Genomic DNA, 18,044 nt, shown 5'->3' on the forward strand with positions numbered 1-18,044 from the left:
AACCTAATGCTCATGTTGCACGAAAGGCGGTGAACTTAAGATGGCAGAATCGATGCGTGATATTAAACGCCGTATCCGGTCAATCGAAAACACCAAGAAAATTACGAAAGCGATGAAGATGGTAGCTGCTGCGAACTTGCGTCGTGCGCAAGATCGTGTAGAGGCTGCACGTCCTTATTCTGAGCAACTTCGTGATGTGATTGTTAACCTAGCTGCGGGTACACAAGGTGTTGACCATCCGATGTTAGTATCGCGAGAAGTGAAAAAGACGGGTTATTTAGTGATTACATCAGATCGTGGATTGGCAGGGGGTTACAACAGTAACTTGCTTCGTCATTTGATGCAAACGCTAAAAAAACGTCATAAAAGTACGGATGAGTACGTCATCTTTGTGATTGGACGTAAAGGGGTAGACTTTCTCAAACGTCGGAATCAGCCAATAATCGGGCAGGTGACTGGTTTACCTGAAGCACCAGCATTTGCGGATGTGAAGGCAGTTGCGAGTCAAGCTGTAAATGATTATGCCGATGAGAAGTTTGACGAACTTTACTTACTATATAACGAGTTTGTAAACCCTGTGACACAACGCCCAACAGAGAAAAGGCTTTTACCACTCGCAAGTACTGAGTTAGAAGAAACGCAAAAATCGAATACGATTTATGAATATGAACCATCTGTAGAGGAAGTTTTAGAAGAAATCTTACCTCGTTATGCAGAAACCTTAATTTTTGCAGCCTTACTTGAAGGAAAAGCCTCTGAGTTTGCAGCTAAAATGATGGCCATGAGCAATGCAACGGATAATGCGACTGAACTGATTGCCAATAATAGACTCTTATACAACCGTGCACGTCAAGCGGCAATTACGCAAGAGATTGCGGAGATTGTCGGTGGAGCTGCGGCCTTGTAAATTTCTCTATCTATGCAGGATAGAGGTTAAGAATAGATGGAAATGAAGGATTAAGGAGGGAATTCTTGTGAGCACTGGACGCGTATTGCAGGTTATGGGTCCGGTTATCGACGTTCAATTTGAGCGTGGACATTTACCGGAAATCTATAACGCAATTAAAATTAAACGTACGGATGGTACGGATCTCACGCTAGAAACATCACTACATTTAGGTGATAACTCTGTTCGTGCTGTTGCGATGGCATCGACAGATGGAATTGTCAGAGGGATGGAAGCAGTAGATACAGGTGCACCAATTTCTGTTCCAGTAGGTCGTGAATCCTTAGGACGTGTATTTAACGTATTAGGAGAGCCGATTGATGAAGCAGGTCCTGTAGAAGCGAAAGAACATCATCCGATTCACCGTGAAGCACCTTCGTTTGAAGAGCAATCTACGGAAGCAGAAATGCTAGAGACTGGCATTAAAGTTGTAGACTTACTTGCTCCTTATTCAAAAGGTGGAAAAATTGGTCTCTTCGGTGGTGCGGGAGTAGGGAAAACCGTATTGATTCAAGAATTGATCAATAACATCGCCCAAGAACATGGTGGTCTTTCCGTTTTCGCTGGTGTTGGTGAGCGTACACGTGAAGGTAATGACTTATACCATGAGATGAAGGATTCTGGCGTAATTAGTAAAACGGCGATGGTATTTGGTCAAATGAACGAGCCACCAGGTGCACGTATGCGTGTGGCACTTAGTGGTTTAACCATGGCTGAGTATTTCCGTGATACAGAAGGCCAAGACGTACTCTTGTTCGTCGATAATATTTTCCGCTTTACCCAAGCGGGTTCTGAGGTATCGGCGCTTCTTGGTCGTATGCCATCTGCCGTAGGATATCAGCCAACACTTGCAACCGAAATGGGACAATTGCAAGAGCGTATTACTTCTACCAAAACGGGTTCGGTTACGTCGATTCAAGCGATCTACGTACCAGCCGATGACTATACAGACCCTGCGCCAGCAACTGCGTTTGCGCATTTGGATGCAACAACAAACTTGGAGCGTCGCTTGACGCAAAAAGGGATTTACCCTGCGGTTGATCCATTGGCATCCTCTTCTCGTATCTTAACACCTGCAGTAGTGGGTGAAGAGCACTATCAAGTGGCTCGTGGCGTGCAAGAGATCTTACAACGTTATCAAGAGCTACAAGATATCATTGCGATCTTAGGTATGGATGAGCTTTCAGAAGAAGATAAACAACTCGTTTCCCGTGCGCGTAAAATTGAGAAATTCCTCTCACAAAACATGCACGTGGCTGAGCAGTTTACCGGTCAACCTGGTGTATATGTACCTGTAAAAGATACCGTACGTAGCTTTAAAGAAATTCTAGAAGGTAAGCATGATGACTTACCAGAAGATGCTTTCTACATGGTTGGAAGCATTGACGAAGCGATCGAAAAAGCAAAAGCACTTGTTTAATCTGTGCGACTTCTAATAAATGATGTTGCGACAAGGAGAGGATGTCCATGAGTAAGATGCAGCTGGACATCGTGACACCGGAAAAAAAAGTTTACTCCAATGAAGTAGACATGGTGCTCACGCGGGCTGCTGAAGGGGATATCGGCATTTTGCCAAAACATGCGCCTCTCGTCAGCCCTTTAAAACCAACTGTGGTTCGTATAAAAAACGACGGCCAAGAACTTCGCTTAGCCATCGGTGGCGGATTCCTCGAAGTACGTCCGGAACAAGTGACAATCTTAGCCGAGTCAGCAGAACTTGCTGGTGACATCGACTTCGAACGTGCGCTTGCTGCCAAAGAACGTGCCGAAGAACGCCTTGAAAAAAACTCCGAGATTGATCGTACACGTGCTGAACTTGCACTAAACCGTGCGGTGAATCGAATTAATGTAACGAAGATGTAAGGAAAAAGCTTTCTGTCCGATCGGACAGAAAGCTTTTTTAGATTTTCTATAGTGGAAGACCACTCTATTAAAACTCATATTTTGGATACTCAACACCAATGATTTAATTACTAAGTTTTGTTATCACTAATTAGGCTTATAATATCAACCTAATAAGTGATATACTCACACAAAATATAGCAAATAGGATTACGCCTACTACATATACTGAATGCCAAGTGATTCTTACCTTATATTTTTTTAGTACTAATTCAATAATCGAAAATATGAAGGCAACTATAGCACCAAAATAAGTTGGAAAAATAAAAAAGAATAACCCCCCTGCAGCGGTGTGTAAAAATACTGAAATGATATCTGTCTTAGAGCTACTAAATTTTCTTAGTATTATTTCAATAAATAAAGAGCAAGGTAGTCCAAATGTAAAAAGTACTGTAGTAATCCATAAAAGTAAATAAGGAAATTTACTCAGAAAGTTTTCTAAGATAATATGCAAAACGAATTCGCTGTTTAAGAAAGATAAAATGAGACTGAAAACAAAACTTAGTAGTAATAAAATAAGTGTCTTACGGGCAATTAATATGCGATTAGTCAATTAACAGTCTCCTTCGCTTTACCAGAAAGGTGCTATAGTCCGATCATAAGAATGACTTGGGTACCATGGTTTTAAATCATTGAATTACCAGTTGAGGTGGAAGTCAATGAAAAAATATATCATGACGATCTTGGTCCTGGGTCAGCTATTTTTGTCAGCGTGTAGCGATGGATTAAATGAAATAACGGATAATGCGTTTTTTATTTTTGTTCCTGCAGAACAATTAGGCCAAGATTTTAAAAAACATGGTCACAATTGTATTACAGTTTGCCTGGATGATGCAAAAATATTTTGGAAGAAAGGAAAAGATGGGAGTATACTTATATCCGAAAAAGATGGATATGATGCAATGATGACCTGCGGTTAATTGTATGTTGTAATTGTGATGAAATGGGCTCTAATCGTTTTGAAGGATCAATCAATAAATCAGTCTTTCGCAGTATGACCAAGTCATCTCAAGCACGTTGTTGTCAAATAACCAACTTGTTACTTCGAGTTGGTTATTTGACTTGGTATAAAAAGGATATGAATCAATAAAACTTTTTTGCGACGATGTGGGTATATTTTATAACAGTAGTATGGAAAGGAGCGTTAATGCGTTGGATTCAAATATAATTATAGGTATTTGTAATGGTGATCGTGATGCGATGTATGAGCTTTACTCGGCATACTTTGAGCGAGCATTGAGGCTTGCGATTGCAATTACGCGGAATCGGGATATGGCCCAAGATGCCGTACAAGAAACTTTTATTCGTGTATATCGAAATATGCATACCTTTGATCAGACGAAGCGATTTGAGCCTTGGTTGTATAAGATATTAGTTAATGAAAGTAGAAGACTACTAAAGAAAGAGCAACGTTTATTTTTTTGGATGCGAAATGACTATAAAGATGCGGAACATATTCAAGCTGATGAAAGTCCGGACTATGAGGAATTATATGAAGCCATTCAATCATTATCGGATAAGGTTCGCTTACCGATTATCTTAAAATATTTGCAAGGTTTTTCTGAAAAAGAGATCGCCGACACATTGGATATACCGCTCAATACTGTAAAATCCCGATTGTTTCAGGGTCGAAAAAAACTCCTTAAGCAACTGCAAGATTTAGAGGAAAGGAGTGCTTACCATGCATAAAAACGACTTTGATTCTGATATAAGAGAAAGTTTGCATCAGTATACTACGCCTACAAGCCACGAAAAAGAAGTACTTTGGAATCGTATTGAGCGGTCATTGAATGACGAGAAGCCACTAAGTAGAAAAAAGTCATTCCGAACGAAACGTTATCCAATTGGACGGGTGGCTTTTGGAGCAGTAGCAGTACTATTAATCTCTGTGCTGGTACTTAATCCAAGTATTGGGTATGCCATCATTGATCAAGTGAAAGCCTTATTTCCAGCTGAAAAGAAAGGTGAAGTAGAGTTAGAAGGAATGAAAGAAAGTACAGACCTTAAGAGAGTGATTGCTCCAGAAAGTGAGTTTGTGATTTATTATGATGAAGGCTCGTTTAAACGTATTGAAACTGAAAAGCAGGTGAAATTTGTCCCTGCAAATCCTTTGCCGGATTATATACCGGAGGTTTCAATGACGATCGAGCAATTTCCGAATATCAAACCAGAAGAGCTAGCTGAACGTAAACAAAAGGAATTACTAAAGGATTTTACAGAAGTTGGTGAAGTTAAAACAATGACAACTCCTATTCAAGGTTTTTCATTATTTAGTGCTAAAGGGAATCAATGGGACAGTCCAGTGGTTAGTTTATTTATTGTAAGTAATGAGCGATCTGGTAGCTTTTTAATCACCAATCGTTATTTTTTAGAAGGGACAGAAGGATGGGGATCTAGATTGGAAAACATGGTGGGCGAGTTTAAAGTGATTACTGACAAATAGTTTGTAAATAAGTTAAATGTGCAATACCATCGTTGTGCAGGGAGCGTATGATCCCTACACAACGATGTGATCAAATGAGTTGAACAATCATCACGCTAAAAAAACGATAGAATGCGTCACCTGGAAACGGAAAGTCAGTACCACGAGCACGGAAATTGAGGGCTTGGCTATTTTGTGCAGTTGTGATTCCAGTTGCGAATCCAAATCCAGTTGAATTTCCCATGTTGTCTGATGTTGTAGTACCTGCATTCCCATTTAATAGCGGAAGTGGTGCGTCATCGAGAAAAACCAGCATAGTAAGCCAATGATTGGTTGCACTTGGATCCACGACTTGGTAGGTATAATTGATTGCATACACACCGCTTTGTAAAACAATACTGGAATTACCGGGAACGTGTGAAATGGATGAACCATTCAGGATGTAGTTCGTTGAAAAAGGGATGATGAGTTCGGGGGTCTGCGGGAAAACCATAGCGTCATGAAAGCCGATAGTGGCATTGTTTTCAGTGACTGCCATTTGATTCACCTCACCTTTTAACTTAACTTGATAATTTGGACGCTAAAAGTGAAGAAAGATCCAAACGGAGGGAATCCTGGTCCTACTTTAAAAGTGAGTGCTTGTTGTGTACCTATTACATTAATAACAGCTGATCCCGCTCCAAACCCTGTTGTGTCGCCTAGAAAGGGGGAGCTTGTCCCTGCACCTGAATTGAGAGGGACTTGCACGACATTATCGAGGAATCCTTGAAGTGTAATGAGTACATTTCCACCTGGTAGAGTGACTTGATAATCGTAGGTGACGGAATATACGCCTTGTTGTAGGAAAATTTGTGAGCTACCACGTGTATGGCTGATGGAAGAGCCATTAATGGTGAAATTAATAAGAAAGGGAATCGTACCATCTGGATTTGGTCCTACAGCAGAGTTAAGGCCAATGTTTGCGTTGTCATTCGTAGCATCAGCAGTTGGTGGAGGATCTGGAGAGGGGGTTGGTGTTTGTGGGCAGCAACGAGGTGTTCGAATCACCAACACCTTTTTATGTGGACGTTTTCTCATCAACTCATCCTTTCTTATTCATACTTTTTCTATTAATATATGAATCATTTCATAGAGAGTGATAGGAAACAAGCACATTCAGATTTTTGCTGGTGAGCTAGTCCACACATACAGCGTGAAGAGGAGGGTTTCCTCCTCGTATGATACGCTAGGATGGCGATTTTATCTGCGTGTAGAAAGATATCTTTTCAAGACAAACGAATGATTTGCACACTGAAGGCAAAAAATTTCCCCGTTTTTGGGAATCCAGCTGGTACGCGAAAAGTCAAAACTTGTGTTCCAGAGGTAGTTACAATCCCGGTTCCTGTACCAAATCCTGTCGTGTCACCGAGAAATGGTGTTGCTGTACCTGCACCTGCATTTAAGGCTACTTGCACATTATCATCTATAAACGCTTGCACGGTTATAATTTGATTATCTTCATTTTCACTTAGAACGACTTGGTACGTATAAGTAATGGCATATGTCCCTTTTTTTAAGATAATTTGAGCTTTTTCTGTAAGATGACTGATGGATGATCCATTTAAAACATAATTAACGGTTAAGGGTATCGTCCCATCATCATTAGGTCCAATGGTTGCGTTAAAACCAATGTTGGCATGATCATTGACTAGACTCTTTCCAGTAGGTCCTTGCGGTCCGGCAGGTCCCTGAGGGCCAGTAGGACCTAGAGCCCCAGCCGGTCCCTGAGCGCCCTGTATTCCTTGTGCTCCACGTATCCCTTGCGGACCTACAGATCCTTGCGGTCCGGTAGGTCCCTGAGGGCCAGTAGGACCTAGAGCCCCAGCTGGCCCCTGAGCGCCCTGTACGCCTCGTGCTCCACGCATGCCTTGCGGACCAATAGGTCCTTGAGGTCCAGCAGGTCCTCGTGGTCCAGCAGGTCCCCGTGGTCCAGCGGGTCCCCGTGGTCCTCTTCGACCTGGTCTTTGTATACTACCCATTCATAACCACCTTACCTATTTTTGTATTGGCGTTTATTGACTAGACCGGTGTTAATTAAATGGTCTAATTTGTACATCTTAGTTGAGTTCGGTATATTTGGTGCTAAGCAAACACCCAATTCGAGTTATTCTATTTCATCCACCTTCTCAGAAATATCGAATTGTTGTATAATCGAATCAAAGGAGAGAATAATCTGTAATTTGTTGGTAAGTACATATGTGCGAAATAAACTAGCTTGTCCAAATCTAAAATGTAAAGCGCTTTTGTCTAGTGCTGGTTAATTTTGGTGCATACTAGTTATAAGGACGCGTGCCATCTCAGGGAACGAAGGGGGCCAATCACTTGCAGTTAGATGAAAACATACTTTATCTGTTTGTCTTTTTTGTCATTGGTATCGCGTTACCGTTGGTTGCTTTGTCGCTTGGAAAAATTTTAAGACCCAATCGTCCATCGACGCGTAAATCTGTTACCTATGAAAGTGGTGTTGAACCGACAGGAGAGAGCTGGGTTCAGTTTAATGTACGCTATTATTTGTTCGCCCTTTTATTTGTCATTTTTGACGTAGAAAGCGTTTTCTTGTATCCATGGGCAGTTGTCTACCAAGAGTTACGCGCTGATATTGGCTTGTTTGTACTTGTAGAAATGTTAATTTTCATCTTATTTTTATTGATTGGGCTTGCATATGCTTGGAAAAAGAAGGTGTTATCGTGGAAATGAATTTAGAAGGCGTGACGCCCTTTGAAGAGGAAGAATTAAAGCGGAATGTACTTACAACCAACTTGGATCAAATTAAGGCTTGGACACGAAGTAACTCCATGTGGCCGCTCTCCTTCGGTCTAGCATGTTGTGCGATTGAGATGATGAGTACGGGTGGAGCACACTATGACTTTGATCGTTTTGGCGTGATTTTTCGTGCTTCGCCACGGCAGGCTGATGTCATGATTGTAGCAGGAACTGTTACGAAAAAGATGGCTCCCTTACTTAGACGATTATATGACCAAATGCCAGAGCCCAAATGGGTGATCGCAATGGGATCTTGTGCTACTGCCGGAGGTCCATATGTCAAATCATATGCAGTTGTGAAAGGAGTCGACCAGGTTGTACCCGTAGATGTTTATATTCCGGGGTGCCCACCTAATCCTGCTGCCTTGATTTATGGTGTAATCAAATTACAAGAAAAAATCAAATATGAAGCAAAACATGGGAAGCGGGTGTTTCACACATGAAATCGGAGGATGAAAAAAAAGAAGCGCCGAGAGCAAAAGCTCGACCAAGTAAACGTCCTGTAACCAAAAAAGAAGAAGTACCACTTGAGCCTTCTCCTAAACAACCCGTGCTAGATCAATATGTGACGTTAATAAAAGGAGCAGTAGGGGAGCAAGCTGTAAGTGAATCTCATATTAATCGTGAAGCAGGGCATCTTCCCACGATCGTTATTCGGAAGGAAGACTGGCTTGCTACTGCCCGTTATTTAAAAAGAAGTGACGAGCTATCATTTGATTATTTACAAAGTTTAGCAGGGGTTGACTATGCGTCTTACTTTGAGGTCGTATATGTGTTACTTTCTATGTCAACTTTGCAAAAAGTGATGATCAAAGTAAAGGCAGAGCGAGAAGAAGCTAGCGTGCCTAGTGTATCAGATGTTTGGGCTGCCGCAAATTGGAACGAACGAGAAATCTTTGACTTATTTGGCATTGAATTCACGGATCATCCTCATTTAAAACGTATTTTATTGCCGGATAACTGGGTCGGTTATCCGCTTCGTAAAGATTATGAGCCTTTAGACAAGGAGGTGTAGCACTTTGCTCCGTACAGAAGAAATGTTATTAAATGTCGGGCCACAACATCCGAGTACACACGGTGTATTGCGCTTAGTCGTTAAAATTGATGGAGAGAGAATTGTCGAAGTAGAACCTGTGATCGGTTATCTTCATCGTGGTACGGAAAAATTAGCAGAAGACTTAAATTATACCCAGATTATTCCTTATACAGACCGAATGGATTACCTCTCCGCAATGACCAACAATTATGCGCTTGTGCATGCGGTAGAAAAAATGATGGGATTAGAAATACCTGAGAGAGCGGATTATTTACGTGTGATTGTGATGGAACTGAACCGGATCGCGAGTCATCTTGTCTGGATGGGAACCTATCTCTTAGATATAGGAGCGATGTCCCCCTTTTTATACGCCTTTCGTGATCGTGAACAAATCTTAAGCTTGTTTAATGAACTTTGCGGTGCGCGCTTAACGTACAACTATATGCGTGTAGGTGGTGTGAAATGGGATGCACCTCCGGGATGGATTGAAAAAGCAGATGCATTTGTCGATTATTTACTACCTCAAATGGATGAATATCATGGCTTAATCACAGGAAATGAAATCTTCGTTAGAAGGACAAAAGGGATTGGTATTGTGAGTCAAGAATTAGCCATCCAATACGCTTTATCAGGTGCTAATCTGCGCGTTTCAGGTAGTGACTGGGATCTCCGTAAAAAAGAACCTTATTCTCTTTATGATCGTTTTCAATTTGATGTACCAGTAGGGAAAAATGGAGATTTGTACGATAAATACTTATGCCGCATGCAAGAAATCGTGGAATCATTGAAAATTGTGAAGCAAGCGATTGACCAATTTCCTGAGAAAGGAACGATCATGGGGAAGGTACCTCGGGTTTTGAGGGTGCCGGAAGGCGAAATATATACAGGGATAGAATCCCCGCGCGGAGAGCTGGGTTGTCATATTGTGAGTAAAGGAAAAGACAAACCATGGCGCTTAAAATTCCGTCGTCCTTCTTTTTATAATTTGCAAATCCTTCCTACTCTATTAGTTGGTGAGAGCATTTCCAATTTGGTAGCGATACTTGGTGGAATTGATATTGTGCTTGGGGAGGTTGATTGCTAGTGAATCCCGTTTTGGTTATGGGACCGATCTTACTTCTTTTTGTCGTGCTAGGGTTTGTCACAATGGCGATCTTATTTGAACGAAAAGTAATTGGTTGGATTCAAATGAGACCAGGGCCTAATCGGGTTGGACCATGGGGGATCCTGCAGACAGTAGCAGATGTGTTAAAGTTACTGATCAAAGAAGATATTATTCCCAGTAAAGCAGATAAGCCTTTATTTAAATTAGCACCTGCGATTGCCTTTATTCCAGCCTTCGCAGTGTTGGCGGTCATCCCATTTACGGAGTCTCTCCAATTCTCGCAGTTTGCAGTGGGAATCCTCTATTATTTGGCCGTTTCTAGTATTACGATTATCGGTATTTTAATGGGAGGATGGGCTTCTAATAATAAGTATGCACTACTTGGAGCGATGCGCTCGGCTGCTCAAATGATCAGCTATGAGATCCCACTCGTGATGTCTGTGGTGGGCATTATCTTGTCAGTTGGCTCTCTTAATTTAGTAGAGATCGTGGAAGCGCAAAAACAGGTTTGGTTTATCTTCCCACAATTTCTCGGTTTTGCTGTTTTTTTTATTGCATCACTCTCGGAACTGAATCGTACCCCATTTGATTTGCCAGAGGCTGAGTCAGAATTGGTGGCTGGTTATCATGTAGAGTACACAGGATTTCGGTTTGCGTTTTTTATGTTATCGGAGTACGTGTACGTCTTTGCGATGGCTTCCTTAACGACAGTGCTATTTCTGGGGGGATGGAATGCGCCATTCGGATTAACCATGATTCCTGGAATTGTGTGGTTTGTCCTTAAGTTTTTATTGATCGTATTTTCTCTCTTTTGGATTCGTGCTACCATGCCCAGAGTAAGAGTAGATCAATTAATGGAGTTTGCGTGGAAAGTACTTTTACCCGTAGCGTTATTTAATATTTTACTAACGGCAGTATTACAAGAAGTTCCTTATCTCGACTTTCTATATCGCTTATAGAAGAAAGGAAGTAGTGACATGCGTGGATTAGTGAAAGGATTAGGCATTACACTGAAAAACATGACTAAACCGAGCGTGACGCATCGTTATCCTGACGTACCGCTACCGATGCCTGATCGTTTTCGGGGTATTCAGTACTTTGATCCTGATCTGTGTATCGTGTGTAATCAATGTGTACGCATATGTCCGACCGATTGCATTACACTTACAGGAAAAAAACATCCTGATCCAGAAAAAAAAGGAAAAGTAATTGATACATATGATATTAATTTTGAAATCTGTATCTTGTGCGACCTGTGTACAGAAGTGTGCCCTACTGAGGCCATCGTCATGACAAATAATTATGAACTCGCTGTCTATAGTCGAGATGACTTGTTTAAAAATATGGAGTGGCTTCACCAAAATGATGAAAATGTGCGGAAAGAAAATAACTTAAACAAACCTAATCTAGCGCCAGGAGGGAATAAAAAATGATTTTGAATGGTGAGTTTATCGCCTTTTTTATTCTATCGGTCATGGCGATAGGTGGTGCAGTATTTATGATCAATGCCACCCGTGTCATGCATATGGCCCTCTCCCTTGCCTTCACCTTTTTTAGTATCGCGGGTATTTATCTACTTTTGAATGCTATGTTTATCGCAGTCATTCAAATTTTGATTTATACAGGAGCCATCTCCATTCTGATGTTATTCGGCATCATGCTGACGAAACATCGTGATGAGGATCGACCCGCTATCTCAACTCGTCATCTGGGAATTAGCTTTGGTGTTGTGTTCTTATTTCTGGGCGGTATCCTATTTGTTATTTATCAGACTCCGCTAATGGGAGAGGGAACTGCCCCATTAACTGTACAAGAACTGGGAACTTCAGTGTTTAAACAGTATGTGATTCCATTTGAACTAGCTTCTGTCCTGCTTTTGGTGGCTCTTGTAGGTGCCATCATCTTGGCAAAGAAGGAGGAGGAGTGAAGTGATTACTTCTTATCTTGCACTTGCTGCGATTCTTTTTAGTATCGGGTTGTTTGGTGTATTAACAAAGAGAAATGCCGTTATTGTTCTTTTTTCCATCGAACTTATGCTAAATAGCGTCAATATCAATTTAGTGACGTTTTCTAAATATGGTCTTGTGCCTGGTATTTCTGGCCACGTTTTTACTCTATTTACCATTACGATTGCGGCAGCAGAGGTTGCAGTGGGATTAGCCATACTCATCTCACTCTATCGAAACTTAGGTTCTGCCGAAGCAGATCAATACGATTCTATGAAAGGTTAATTATAAAAGGAGGTTAACTATGAATAACCTACTTGTTGGGTTCATTCCGATCCTACCCCTACTGGTATTTTTGATCCTACTCTTCGGCAGAAGACGGTTTACGCTAAAGACGAGTGGCTGGATAAGTATCATCGGGACCGGAATGTCATTCATGCTCACTTTGCCGTTATTGTGGTATGGGAATGTGTTTCATATACAGGTCCCATGGTTTGAAATTGAGGGGACCGTTATCCAGTTTGGCTTCACGTTGTATACACTTAATACCATCATGTTAGTGATTGTTAGCTTTATCAGCTTGCTGGTACAAATCTATTCGCTAGGCTATATGAAAGAGGATCAGCGTGTAGCTACTTTTTATGCTTATCTCTCCTTATTTACCTTTTCCATGTTAGGACTTGTTATGTCTTCTAACTTATTACAACTGTATATTTTTTGGGAGTTAGTGGGCGTCTGTTCTTTCTTATTGATCGGTTTTTGGTACTTTAAACCTACTGCTAGAGAAGCGGCTCGTAAGGCATTTATCGTGACACGAATTGGTGATGTGGGTCTCTTTATTGCGATCTGTCTCATTTTCTGGCAAGTGGGTAGCTTCGAGATTACTGACTTATATACGGCAGTATCAAACGGGGCGATTTCCCCTGGTATGATTACATGGATCGCCATATTAACCTTTTTAGGTGCGGTAGGTAAATCTGGTCAATTCCCTCTACATACATGGTTACCTGATGCTATGGAAGGCCCTACTCCAGTAAGTGCTTTAATTCATGCGGCCACGATGGTTGCGGCAGGTGTTTATCTTGTTGCCTCTTTATTTTTTCTATTCGAAGCTTCAGAGATCGCGATGAATGTGGTGGCAAATACAGGCGCTTTTACCGCTATTTTCGCAGCTACGATTGCGCTTACGCAATTCGACATTAAACGTATTTTGGCTTATTCCACTGTGAGTCAGCTGGGTTATATGATGTTCGCACTCGGCTCTAGTGGTCTCGTAGCGGGTGTCTTTCATCTGATGACACATGCTTTTTTTAAAGCTTTACTCTTTTTATTAGCGGGTGCGATCATTTACACTTTACACCATGAACAAGACATTCGAAAAATGAATGGATTATGGCATACCCATAAGGGACTAGGTGTGTTGTTTTTGATCGGTTGTTTATCGATAGCGGGAATTCCACCATTCTCAGGTTTTTTCTCTAAGGAAGAAATCTTATTGGCGGCTTATGCTGATGGTCGAATGTCTATTTTCTGGATCGGTGTGATTGCTTCATTTCTAACCACTTTGTATATGTTTCGCCTATTTTTTCAAGTCTTTATGGGGGATAAGCAAACAAAGAAATCGACCCTACCTGTTCCGACAGTGATGTATATACCGATGGTACTGCTTGCGCTCATCTCGAGTTTGATAGGATTTACTTTTGATGGGAAAAAATGGGGTGATTGGTTAACAGATAATTGGGTTTTGCAACTAAATCATCAGGTGACGATGCCTCTATGGATTCCGATTGTGGTTACATCATTATCTCTAGTAGCAATTGGGCTAGCCTATGTATGGTATGGACGGAAAAAAGGATTGAGCGAGCAAAGGCAAGGATGGTTCGCGCGTATGCAGCATATTGTTTATCGTAAATATTATGTAGATGAATTTTATCAGTTTGTCATCCTGATGCCATTAAAGGGATTGAGTTGGTTCTTAAATGGGTTTGATCGCTTTATCGTGGGGGGATTGGTATATCTTACTTCTCTTAAAATGTTAACACTCGGCTCATTAGGATCTCGTTTGCAGAATGGGCAAGCGCAGCGTTACCTACTCATCAGTGTAATGGGTTGCGTATGTATTTTGATGTGGCTGGTGGCAGGGGGGTTGTTTAAGTGGATTCCATAGTTCAAGCGTTACCTACACTTCTCACTTTCTTACCTTTACTAGGTGTGATCGCTCTATTGCTTTCAGAACGAACAAATGGCACGTTACATCGCCGACTTGGGATTGGATTTACACTTCCACCTTTAGCACTAGCGGTGTGGATGTTTGTAAAACAAGTATTGGCAAACACATCCTTAACATGGACGCATGCTTTTGACTGGTTTTATATTCCATTACCGCAGGGGTCTTGGACATTTCAATACATGATGCAAATTGATGGCTTGTCACTCGTTTTTATTATGTTGACATGTCTCATCACCACAATGGCCACGATTGCCTCTCACTCCATTCATGAGCGGACTCGAGCATATTATAGCTTAATCTTGCTTTTGCAAGTGGGGATGTTAGGGGTGTTTAGTGCTTTCAATCTATTTCTCTTCTTTATTTTCTTTGAAATCACTTTGATCAGTATGTATTTTTTAATTGGGATCTGGGGCTTTTTACATAAAGAGAAAGCAGCCAACTACTTCTTACTCTACAATGGTTTGGGCTCTGGTTTCTTACTATTTGCGATGATTGGATTACTGATGCTTGCAGAGTCCTTAAATTACGATGATATTGCAAATGCAATCACGGCTTTGGTACAACAACTTGAACTTTTACCACCTGAAGTCGGTTTAATGGTTTGGGGTGTTTTTGGATCACTTATGATTGCGTTTGCGATCAAACTGCCTATTTTTCCGTTTCATACGTGGATGCTCAAAGTGCATGTCGAGGCGCCTACACCGATTGTGATGATTCACTCTGGTGTACTGCTCAAAATGGGTGCTTATGGAATGATCCGGTTCGGATATGGCTTCTTCCCAACGTTTATGCAAGAAATCGCCTTTACATTAGCTATAGTGGGTGTCATTAGTATCTTGTATGGTGCGTTGTTAGCGATTGTGGAGAGTGAGCTAAAAAAGGTGCTTGCTTACTCTAGTATTAGTCATATGGGGATTGTTTTAATTGGGCTGGGAGCGATAAATGAAACGGGCTTAAAAGGTGCCGTGTTTCAATCTATCTCACACGGTCTGATTTCGGCGTTATTATTTTATCTGGTAGGTCGCTTGTATCAGCGTACCCAAACAACCCAGTTTAATGAATTAGGTGGATTGGCTAAGTCCATGCCCGTTTTCTCTGGTATTTTGATGGTGGGAGTATTGGCTCTCCTAGGATTGCCAGGGACGTCCGGATTTATTAGTGAGTTTTTTGCTTTTCTCGCGCTATTCGCATCTAAGCCGATTGTAGCGGCTATTGGTACACTTGGATTAATCTTTGCTGCCTTTTATGCATTACGGATTGTGCTTAAAGTGAGCTTTGGTCCGATAGCAGATAAGCATATGCATTTATCAGATCTCCGCTTCAATGAATCGATCCCGATGCTAATATTGGTTGTGGTGATCATCATGATTGGAATCAGCCCTGCTGTACTTAGCTACCCCATTGATTCTGTACTTCATACTTTGATCACACAGATAGGAGGGCAGTAAAATGGGTACGTATTTACTCGATTTTGATTGGACTGTCATGGCACCGGAATTAGTGATTGTCATTACAGCGGCGCTATTAACCATTCTTGATTTAATATTGAAGGAGAAACACTCTTATCCCGTGACGAAATTTTTAAGTATATGGGCAGTAGGATTAGCGGGTTATTTTGTCATTACAGGGTGGGGGGACTCCTCATACCAAATCTTAGCAGATACGTATCGGGTTGATCCATTTAGTTTGCTTTTTAAGGGGATCTTTCTATTAGGCACGTTATTCATTTTATTGTTTTCGTTTGCTAAAAAACGAATCAATGAATATTACTATCTACTCCTGACGGCCTTACTAGGTGCGATGATGATGGTATCTGCGGCAGATTTAATCACTTTATACGTCGGGTTGGAATTACTCAGCATCTCTTCTTATATTTTAGTGGGGATTCAAAAAAGAAAAAAGCAAGCGAATGAAGCAGCCTGGAAATACATGATATTAGGTGGTGCATCTTCCGCATTTATTTTGTACGGTATGTCCTTTTTATATGGACTGAGTGGGAGTACGAATTTATACGTCATTCAGCAAGCAGTACAAGAGGGGCTAACCAGTGGATACGGAGCATTTGTTTATCTATCTTTTGCCCTTATCATCATCGGGTTTGGGTTTAAAATCAGTACGGCTCCATTTCACACTTGGGCACCAGATGTATACCAAGGAGCACAAGCTCCGATCACCACATTTCTAGCATCTATATCAAAGGCAGCTGGTTTTGCGCTGATGCTACGTGTGTTGATATTAGCTTTCTCGCCTTTATTTACAACAGGGGATTGGGAGCGGCTCGTTTCTCCGCTTTTGCTCACACTGGCAGCACTTTCAATGATTGTGGGCAATACGGTAGCTTTAAAACAAACAAATGCCAAGCGACTTATGGCGTATTCCAGTATTGCCCAAGCTGGGTACTTACTTGTTCCACTAGCGACTATGGGAATGCTACTCTTTCCCAGTATGGCTTTTTATCTCATCGTCTACATCATGATGGTGATTGCCGCATTTGTCATTGTGGAGCAGGTTACCGATGCAACAGGAGATGATGATATTCGTGCATTTGCTGGACTATATCAGCGCTCGCCACTGTTATCACTTATCATGACGGTTTTACTGATCTCTTTAGCCGGGTTACCCATTACGGCCGGATTCGTGGGGAAGGTCCTACTGATTAGTAATGCCATCTATACACAACACTTTGTCATTACCTTTATTATGATCGCTACTACCGTGATTTCTTATTACTACTACTTTGGTATTATCCGGCAAATCTACTTTCGGTCACCAGCAAACCAAAATCCCATCCCAATTCGCTGGGAACAGGGCTTGATCTTAGGTGTGAGCATCGCCATGGTCCTAGGACTAGGTCTATTTCCAGGTTACTTGATTCAATTCTTGGGTGAAGTCGATTGGGGATCTGCCTTTCAAATGGCTACCAATAGTGGAAGATAAAAAAAGAAGGAATGCAAAAAGCTACGCTGGTATATTCGGCGTAGTTTTTTGTGTTTTGAACGGAAATGTCCCCTCCCTTCACTTAGCATAGCCAAAACCTGAAGAAAGAAGCGATCTTTTCAGCTATTTTACAAGGCGAAAGTGCCTAATATGATAGGATAAAGAGTAACTTATTAAAAATTTGGACGTAAATTGTATACCTGTTGGGAGTGATCAGGATTGCTTAGTGCCGATGAGTTAGTTAAAGATTTTTTAGTAATATTTCCGGAGTATATTGAGGAATATCGTGAACATATGGAGGATTATGGGGAACTACTAGGGCATGTTTTTTGGGGGGATATATTCACTTATATTCTCATATCAAAAGTAAAAGAGGATGAAGATTTGCCTTGGATTCGTAAAACATTTGATTTCTTTGAGAGAATGGCTTCTGAAGGGGATGATGATGTTCGAAATGTACTACAAGTAACCATTCTAGCCCGATTAGGAGATGATCGACTTGCATTACACATGGCTTATACGTATATGGGTAAAAAAACCAGGGAATCCTCTGATTGGATAGAAAATTACTTAGGGCGTGCCGTTAAATGAACGTGTATAGTGAAATATCTACCAAATCATTTAGTGAATGGATAATACTAAAAGTTGAATAGATATTGTACTTGATTTTAGAAAAGCGGTATAGTGTGTCTCGGAATGTAACTAGAGCACATTGGAC

21 protein-coding genes are annotated in these 18,044 nt (G+C 41.3%); 18 read left to right on the plus strand and 3 right to left on the minus strand.

Annotation, left to right across the window (positions count from 1 at the left end):
* The first annotated feature begins 40 nt into the window (after positions 1-40).
* The 6 genes from atpG to IC619_RS09090 all read left to right on the plus strand — a co-directional run bounded on the left by atpG (position 41) and on the right by IC619_RS09090 (position 5,291).
* Positions 41-907: an ATP synthase F1 subunit gamma gene (atpG, locus tag IC619_RS09065; RefSeq protein ID WP_191139556.1), complete on the plus strand. Its 867-nt coding sequence runs from the start codon at positions 41-43 to the stop codon at positions 905-907.
* Between the two features lie 67 nt (positions 908-974).
* Positions 975-2,366 carry a F0F1 ATP synthase subunit beta gene (atpD, locus tag IC619_RS09070; protein WP_191139557.1) on the plus strand — a complete coding sequence of 464 codons (1,392 nt, stop codon included), beginning with the start codon at positions 975-977 and terminating at the stop codon, positions 2,364-2,366.
* A gap of 47 nt (positions 2,367-2,413) precedes the next feature.
* Positions 2,414-2,809 carry a F0F1 ATP synthase subunit epsilon gene (locus IC619_RS09075; RefSeq protein ID WP_191139558.1) on the plus strand — a complete coding sequence of 132 codons (396 nt, stop codon included), beginning with the start codon at positions 2,414-2,416 and terminating at the stop codon, positions 2,807-2,809.
* 698 nt (positions 2,810-3,507) lie between these two features.
* Positions 3,508-3,768, plus strand: coding sequence for a hypothetical protein (locus tag IC619_RS09080; RefSeq protein ID WP_191139559.1), 261 nt, complete (start codon positions 3,508-3,510; stop codon positions 3,766-3,768).
* A 232-nt stretch (positions 3,769-4,000) separates the two neighbouring features.
* Entirely contained in the window at positions 4,001-4,537 is a 537-nt protein-coding gene (locus tag IC619_RS09085; protein ID WP_213260861.1) for an RNA polymerase sigma factor, read from the plus strand.
* Positions 4,530-5,291 carry a hypothetical protein gene (locus IC619_RS09090; RefSeq protein WP_191139561.1) on the plus strand — a complete coding sequence of 254 codons (762 nt, stop codon included), beginning with the start codon at positions 4,530-4,532 and terminating at the stop codon, positions 5,289-5,291. Before IC619_RS09085 ends, IC619_RS09090 begins: the two co-directional genes overlap by 8 nt.
* 70 nt (positions 5,292-5,361) lie before the next feature.
* Here the strand turns inward: IC619_RS09090 and IC619_RS09095 are convergent, their stop codons facing one another.
* The 3 genes from IC619_RS09095 to IC619_RS17070 all read right to left on the minus strand — a co-directional run bounded on the left by IC619_RS09095 (position 5,362) and on the right by IC619_RS17070 (position 7,288).
* Positions 5,362-5,808: a hypothetical protein gene (locus IC619_RS09095; RefSeq protein ID WP_191139562.1), complete on the minus strand. Its 447-nt coding sequence runs from the start codon at positions 5,806-5,808 to the stop codon at positions 5,362-5,364.
* A 17-nt stretch (positions 5,809-5,825) separates the two neighbouring features.
* Positions 5,826-6,347: a hypothetical protein gene (locus IC619_RS09100; protein WP_191139563.1), complete on the minus strand. Its 522-nt coding sequence runs from the start codon at positions 6,345-6,347 to the stop codon at positions 5,826-5,828.
* Between the two features lie 188 nt (positions 6,348-6,535).
* Complete coding sequence (locus tag IC619_RS17070; protein ID WP_191139564.1) at positions 6,536-7,288, minus strand: collagen-like protein; 753 nt, start codon at positions 7,286-7,288, stop codon at positions 6,536-6,538.
* A 343-nt stretch (positions 7,289-7,631) separates the two neighbouring features.
* Between IC619_RS17070 and IC619_RS09110 the strand changes: the two genes are divergently transcribed.
* The 12 genes from IC619_RS09110 (at position 7,632) to IC619_RS09165 (ending at position 17,917) form a co-directional block, all read left to right on the plus strand.
* The gene (locus IC619_RS09110) at positions 7,632-8,006 is read left to right on the plus strand and encodes an NADH-quinone oxidoreductase subunit A (RefSeq protein WP_191139565.1); all 375 of its coding nucleotides are present in this window, start codon (positions 7,632-7,634) and stop codon (positions 8,004-8,006) included.
* Positions 8,003-8,515 (plus strand): NuoB/complex I 20 kDa subunit family protein, encoded by a 513-nt coding sequence (locus tag IC619_RS09115; protein ID WP_224749628.1) that lies wholly within the window; start codon positions 8,003-8,005, stop codon positions 8,513-8,515. The genes IC619_RS09110 and IC619_RS09115 overlap by 4 nt, the downstream gene beginning before the upstream one ends.
* On the plus strand, positions 8,512-9,087 hold the full coding sequence (locus IC619_RS09120) for an NADH-quinone oxidoreductase subunit C (protein ID WP_191139567.1): 576 nt from the start codon (positions 8,512-8,514) through the stop codon (positions 9,085-9,087). Before IC619_RS09115 ends, IC619_RS09120 begins: the two co-directional genes overlap by 4 nt.
* Positions 9,088-9,091: 4 nt before the next feature.
* Entirely contained in the window at positions 9,092-10,192 is a 1,101-nt protein-coding gene (locus IC619_RS09125) for an NADH-quinone oxidoreductase subunit D (RefSeq protein WP_191139568.1), read from the plus strand.
* A gap of 17 nt (positions 10,193-10,209) precedes the next feature.
* A complete protein-coding gene (gene nuoH / locus IC619_RS09130) occupies positions 10,210-11,172 on the plus strand; it encodes an NADH-quinone oxidoreductase subunit NuoH (protein WP_191139684.1) in 963 nt (320 codons plus the stop codon).
* 18 nt (positions 11,173-11,190) lie between these two features.
* Positions 11,191-11,646 (plus strand): NADH-quinone oxidoreductase subunit NuoI, encoded by a 456-nt coding sequence (gene nuoI / locus IC619_RS09135; RefSeq protein WP_191139569.1) that lies wholly within the window; start codon positions 11,191-11,193, stop codon positions 11,644-11,646.
* 2 nt (positions 11,647-11,648) lie between these two features.
* Positions 11,649-12,140, plus strand: coding sequence for an NADH-quinone oxidoreductase subunit J (locus IC619_RS09140; protein WP_191139685.1), 492 nt, complete (start codon positions 11,649-11,651; stop codon positions 12,138-12,140).
* Between the two features lies 1 nt (position 12,141).
* Positions 12,142-12,444, plus strand: a complete 303-nt coding sequence (gene nuoK, locus IC619_RS09145; protein ID WP_191139570.1) for an NADH-quinone oxidoreductase subunit NuoK — start codon at positions 12,142-12,144, stop codon at positions 12,442-12,444.
* 19 nt (positions 12,445-12,463) lie between these two features.
* Positions 12,464-14,326, plus strand: a complete 1,863-nt coding sequence (gene nuoL / locus IC619_RS09150; RefSeq protein ID WP_191139571.1) for an NADH-quinone oxidoreductase subunit L — start codon at positions 12,464-12,466, stop codon at positions 14,324-14,326.
* The gene (locus IC619_RS09155; protein ID WP_191139686.1) at positions 14,323-15,837 is read left to right on the plus strand and encodes a complex I subunit 4 family protein; all 1,515 of its coding nucleotides are present in this window, start codon (positions 14,323-14,325) and stop codon (positions 15,835-15,837) included. Before nuoL ends, IC619_RS09155 begins: the two co-directional genes overlap by 4 nt.
* Position 15,838: 1 nt before the next feature.
* Positions 15,839-17,326: an NADH-quinone oxidoreductase subunit N gene (locus tag IC619_RS09160; protein ID WP_191139572.1), complete on the plus strand. Its 1,488-nt coding sequence runs from the start codon at positions 15,839-15,841 to the stop codon at positions 17,324-17,326.
* Between the two features lie 219 nt (positions 17,327-17,545).
* A complete protein-coding gene (locus IC619_RS09165) occupies positions 17,546-17,917 on the plus strand; it encodes a DUF7674 family protein (protein ID WP_191139573.1) in 372 nt (123 codons plus the stop codon).
* Positions 17,918-18,044: the final 127 nt, after the last annotated feature.

The organism is Polycladospora coralii, from assembly GCF_014773435.2.
Classification (GTDB): Bacteria; Bacillota; Bacilli; order Thermoactinomycetales; family Thermoactinomycetaceae; genus Polycladospora; species Polycladospora coralii.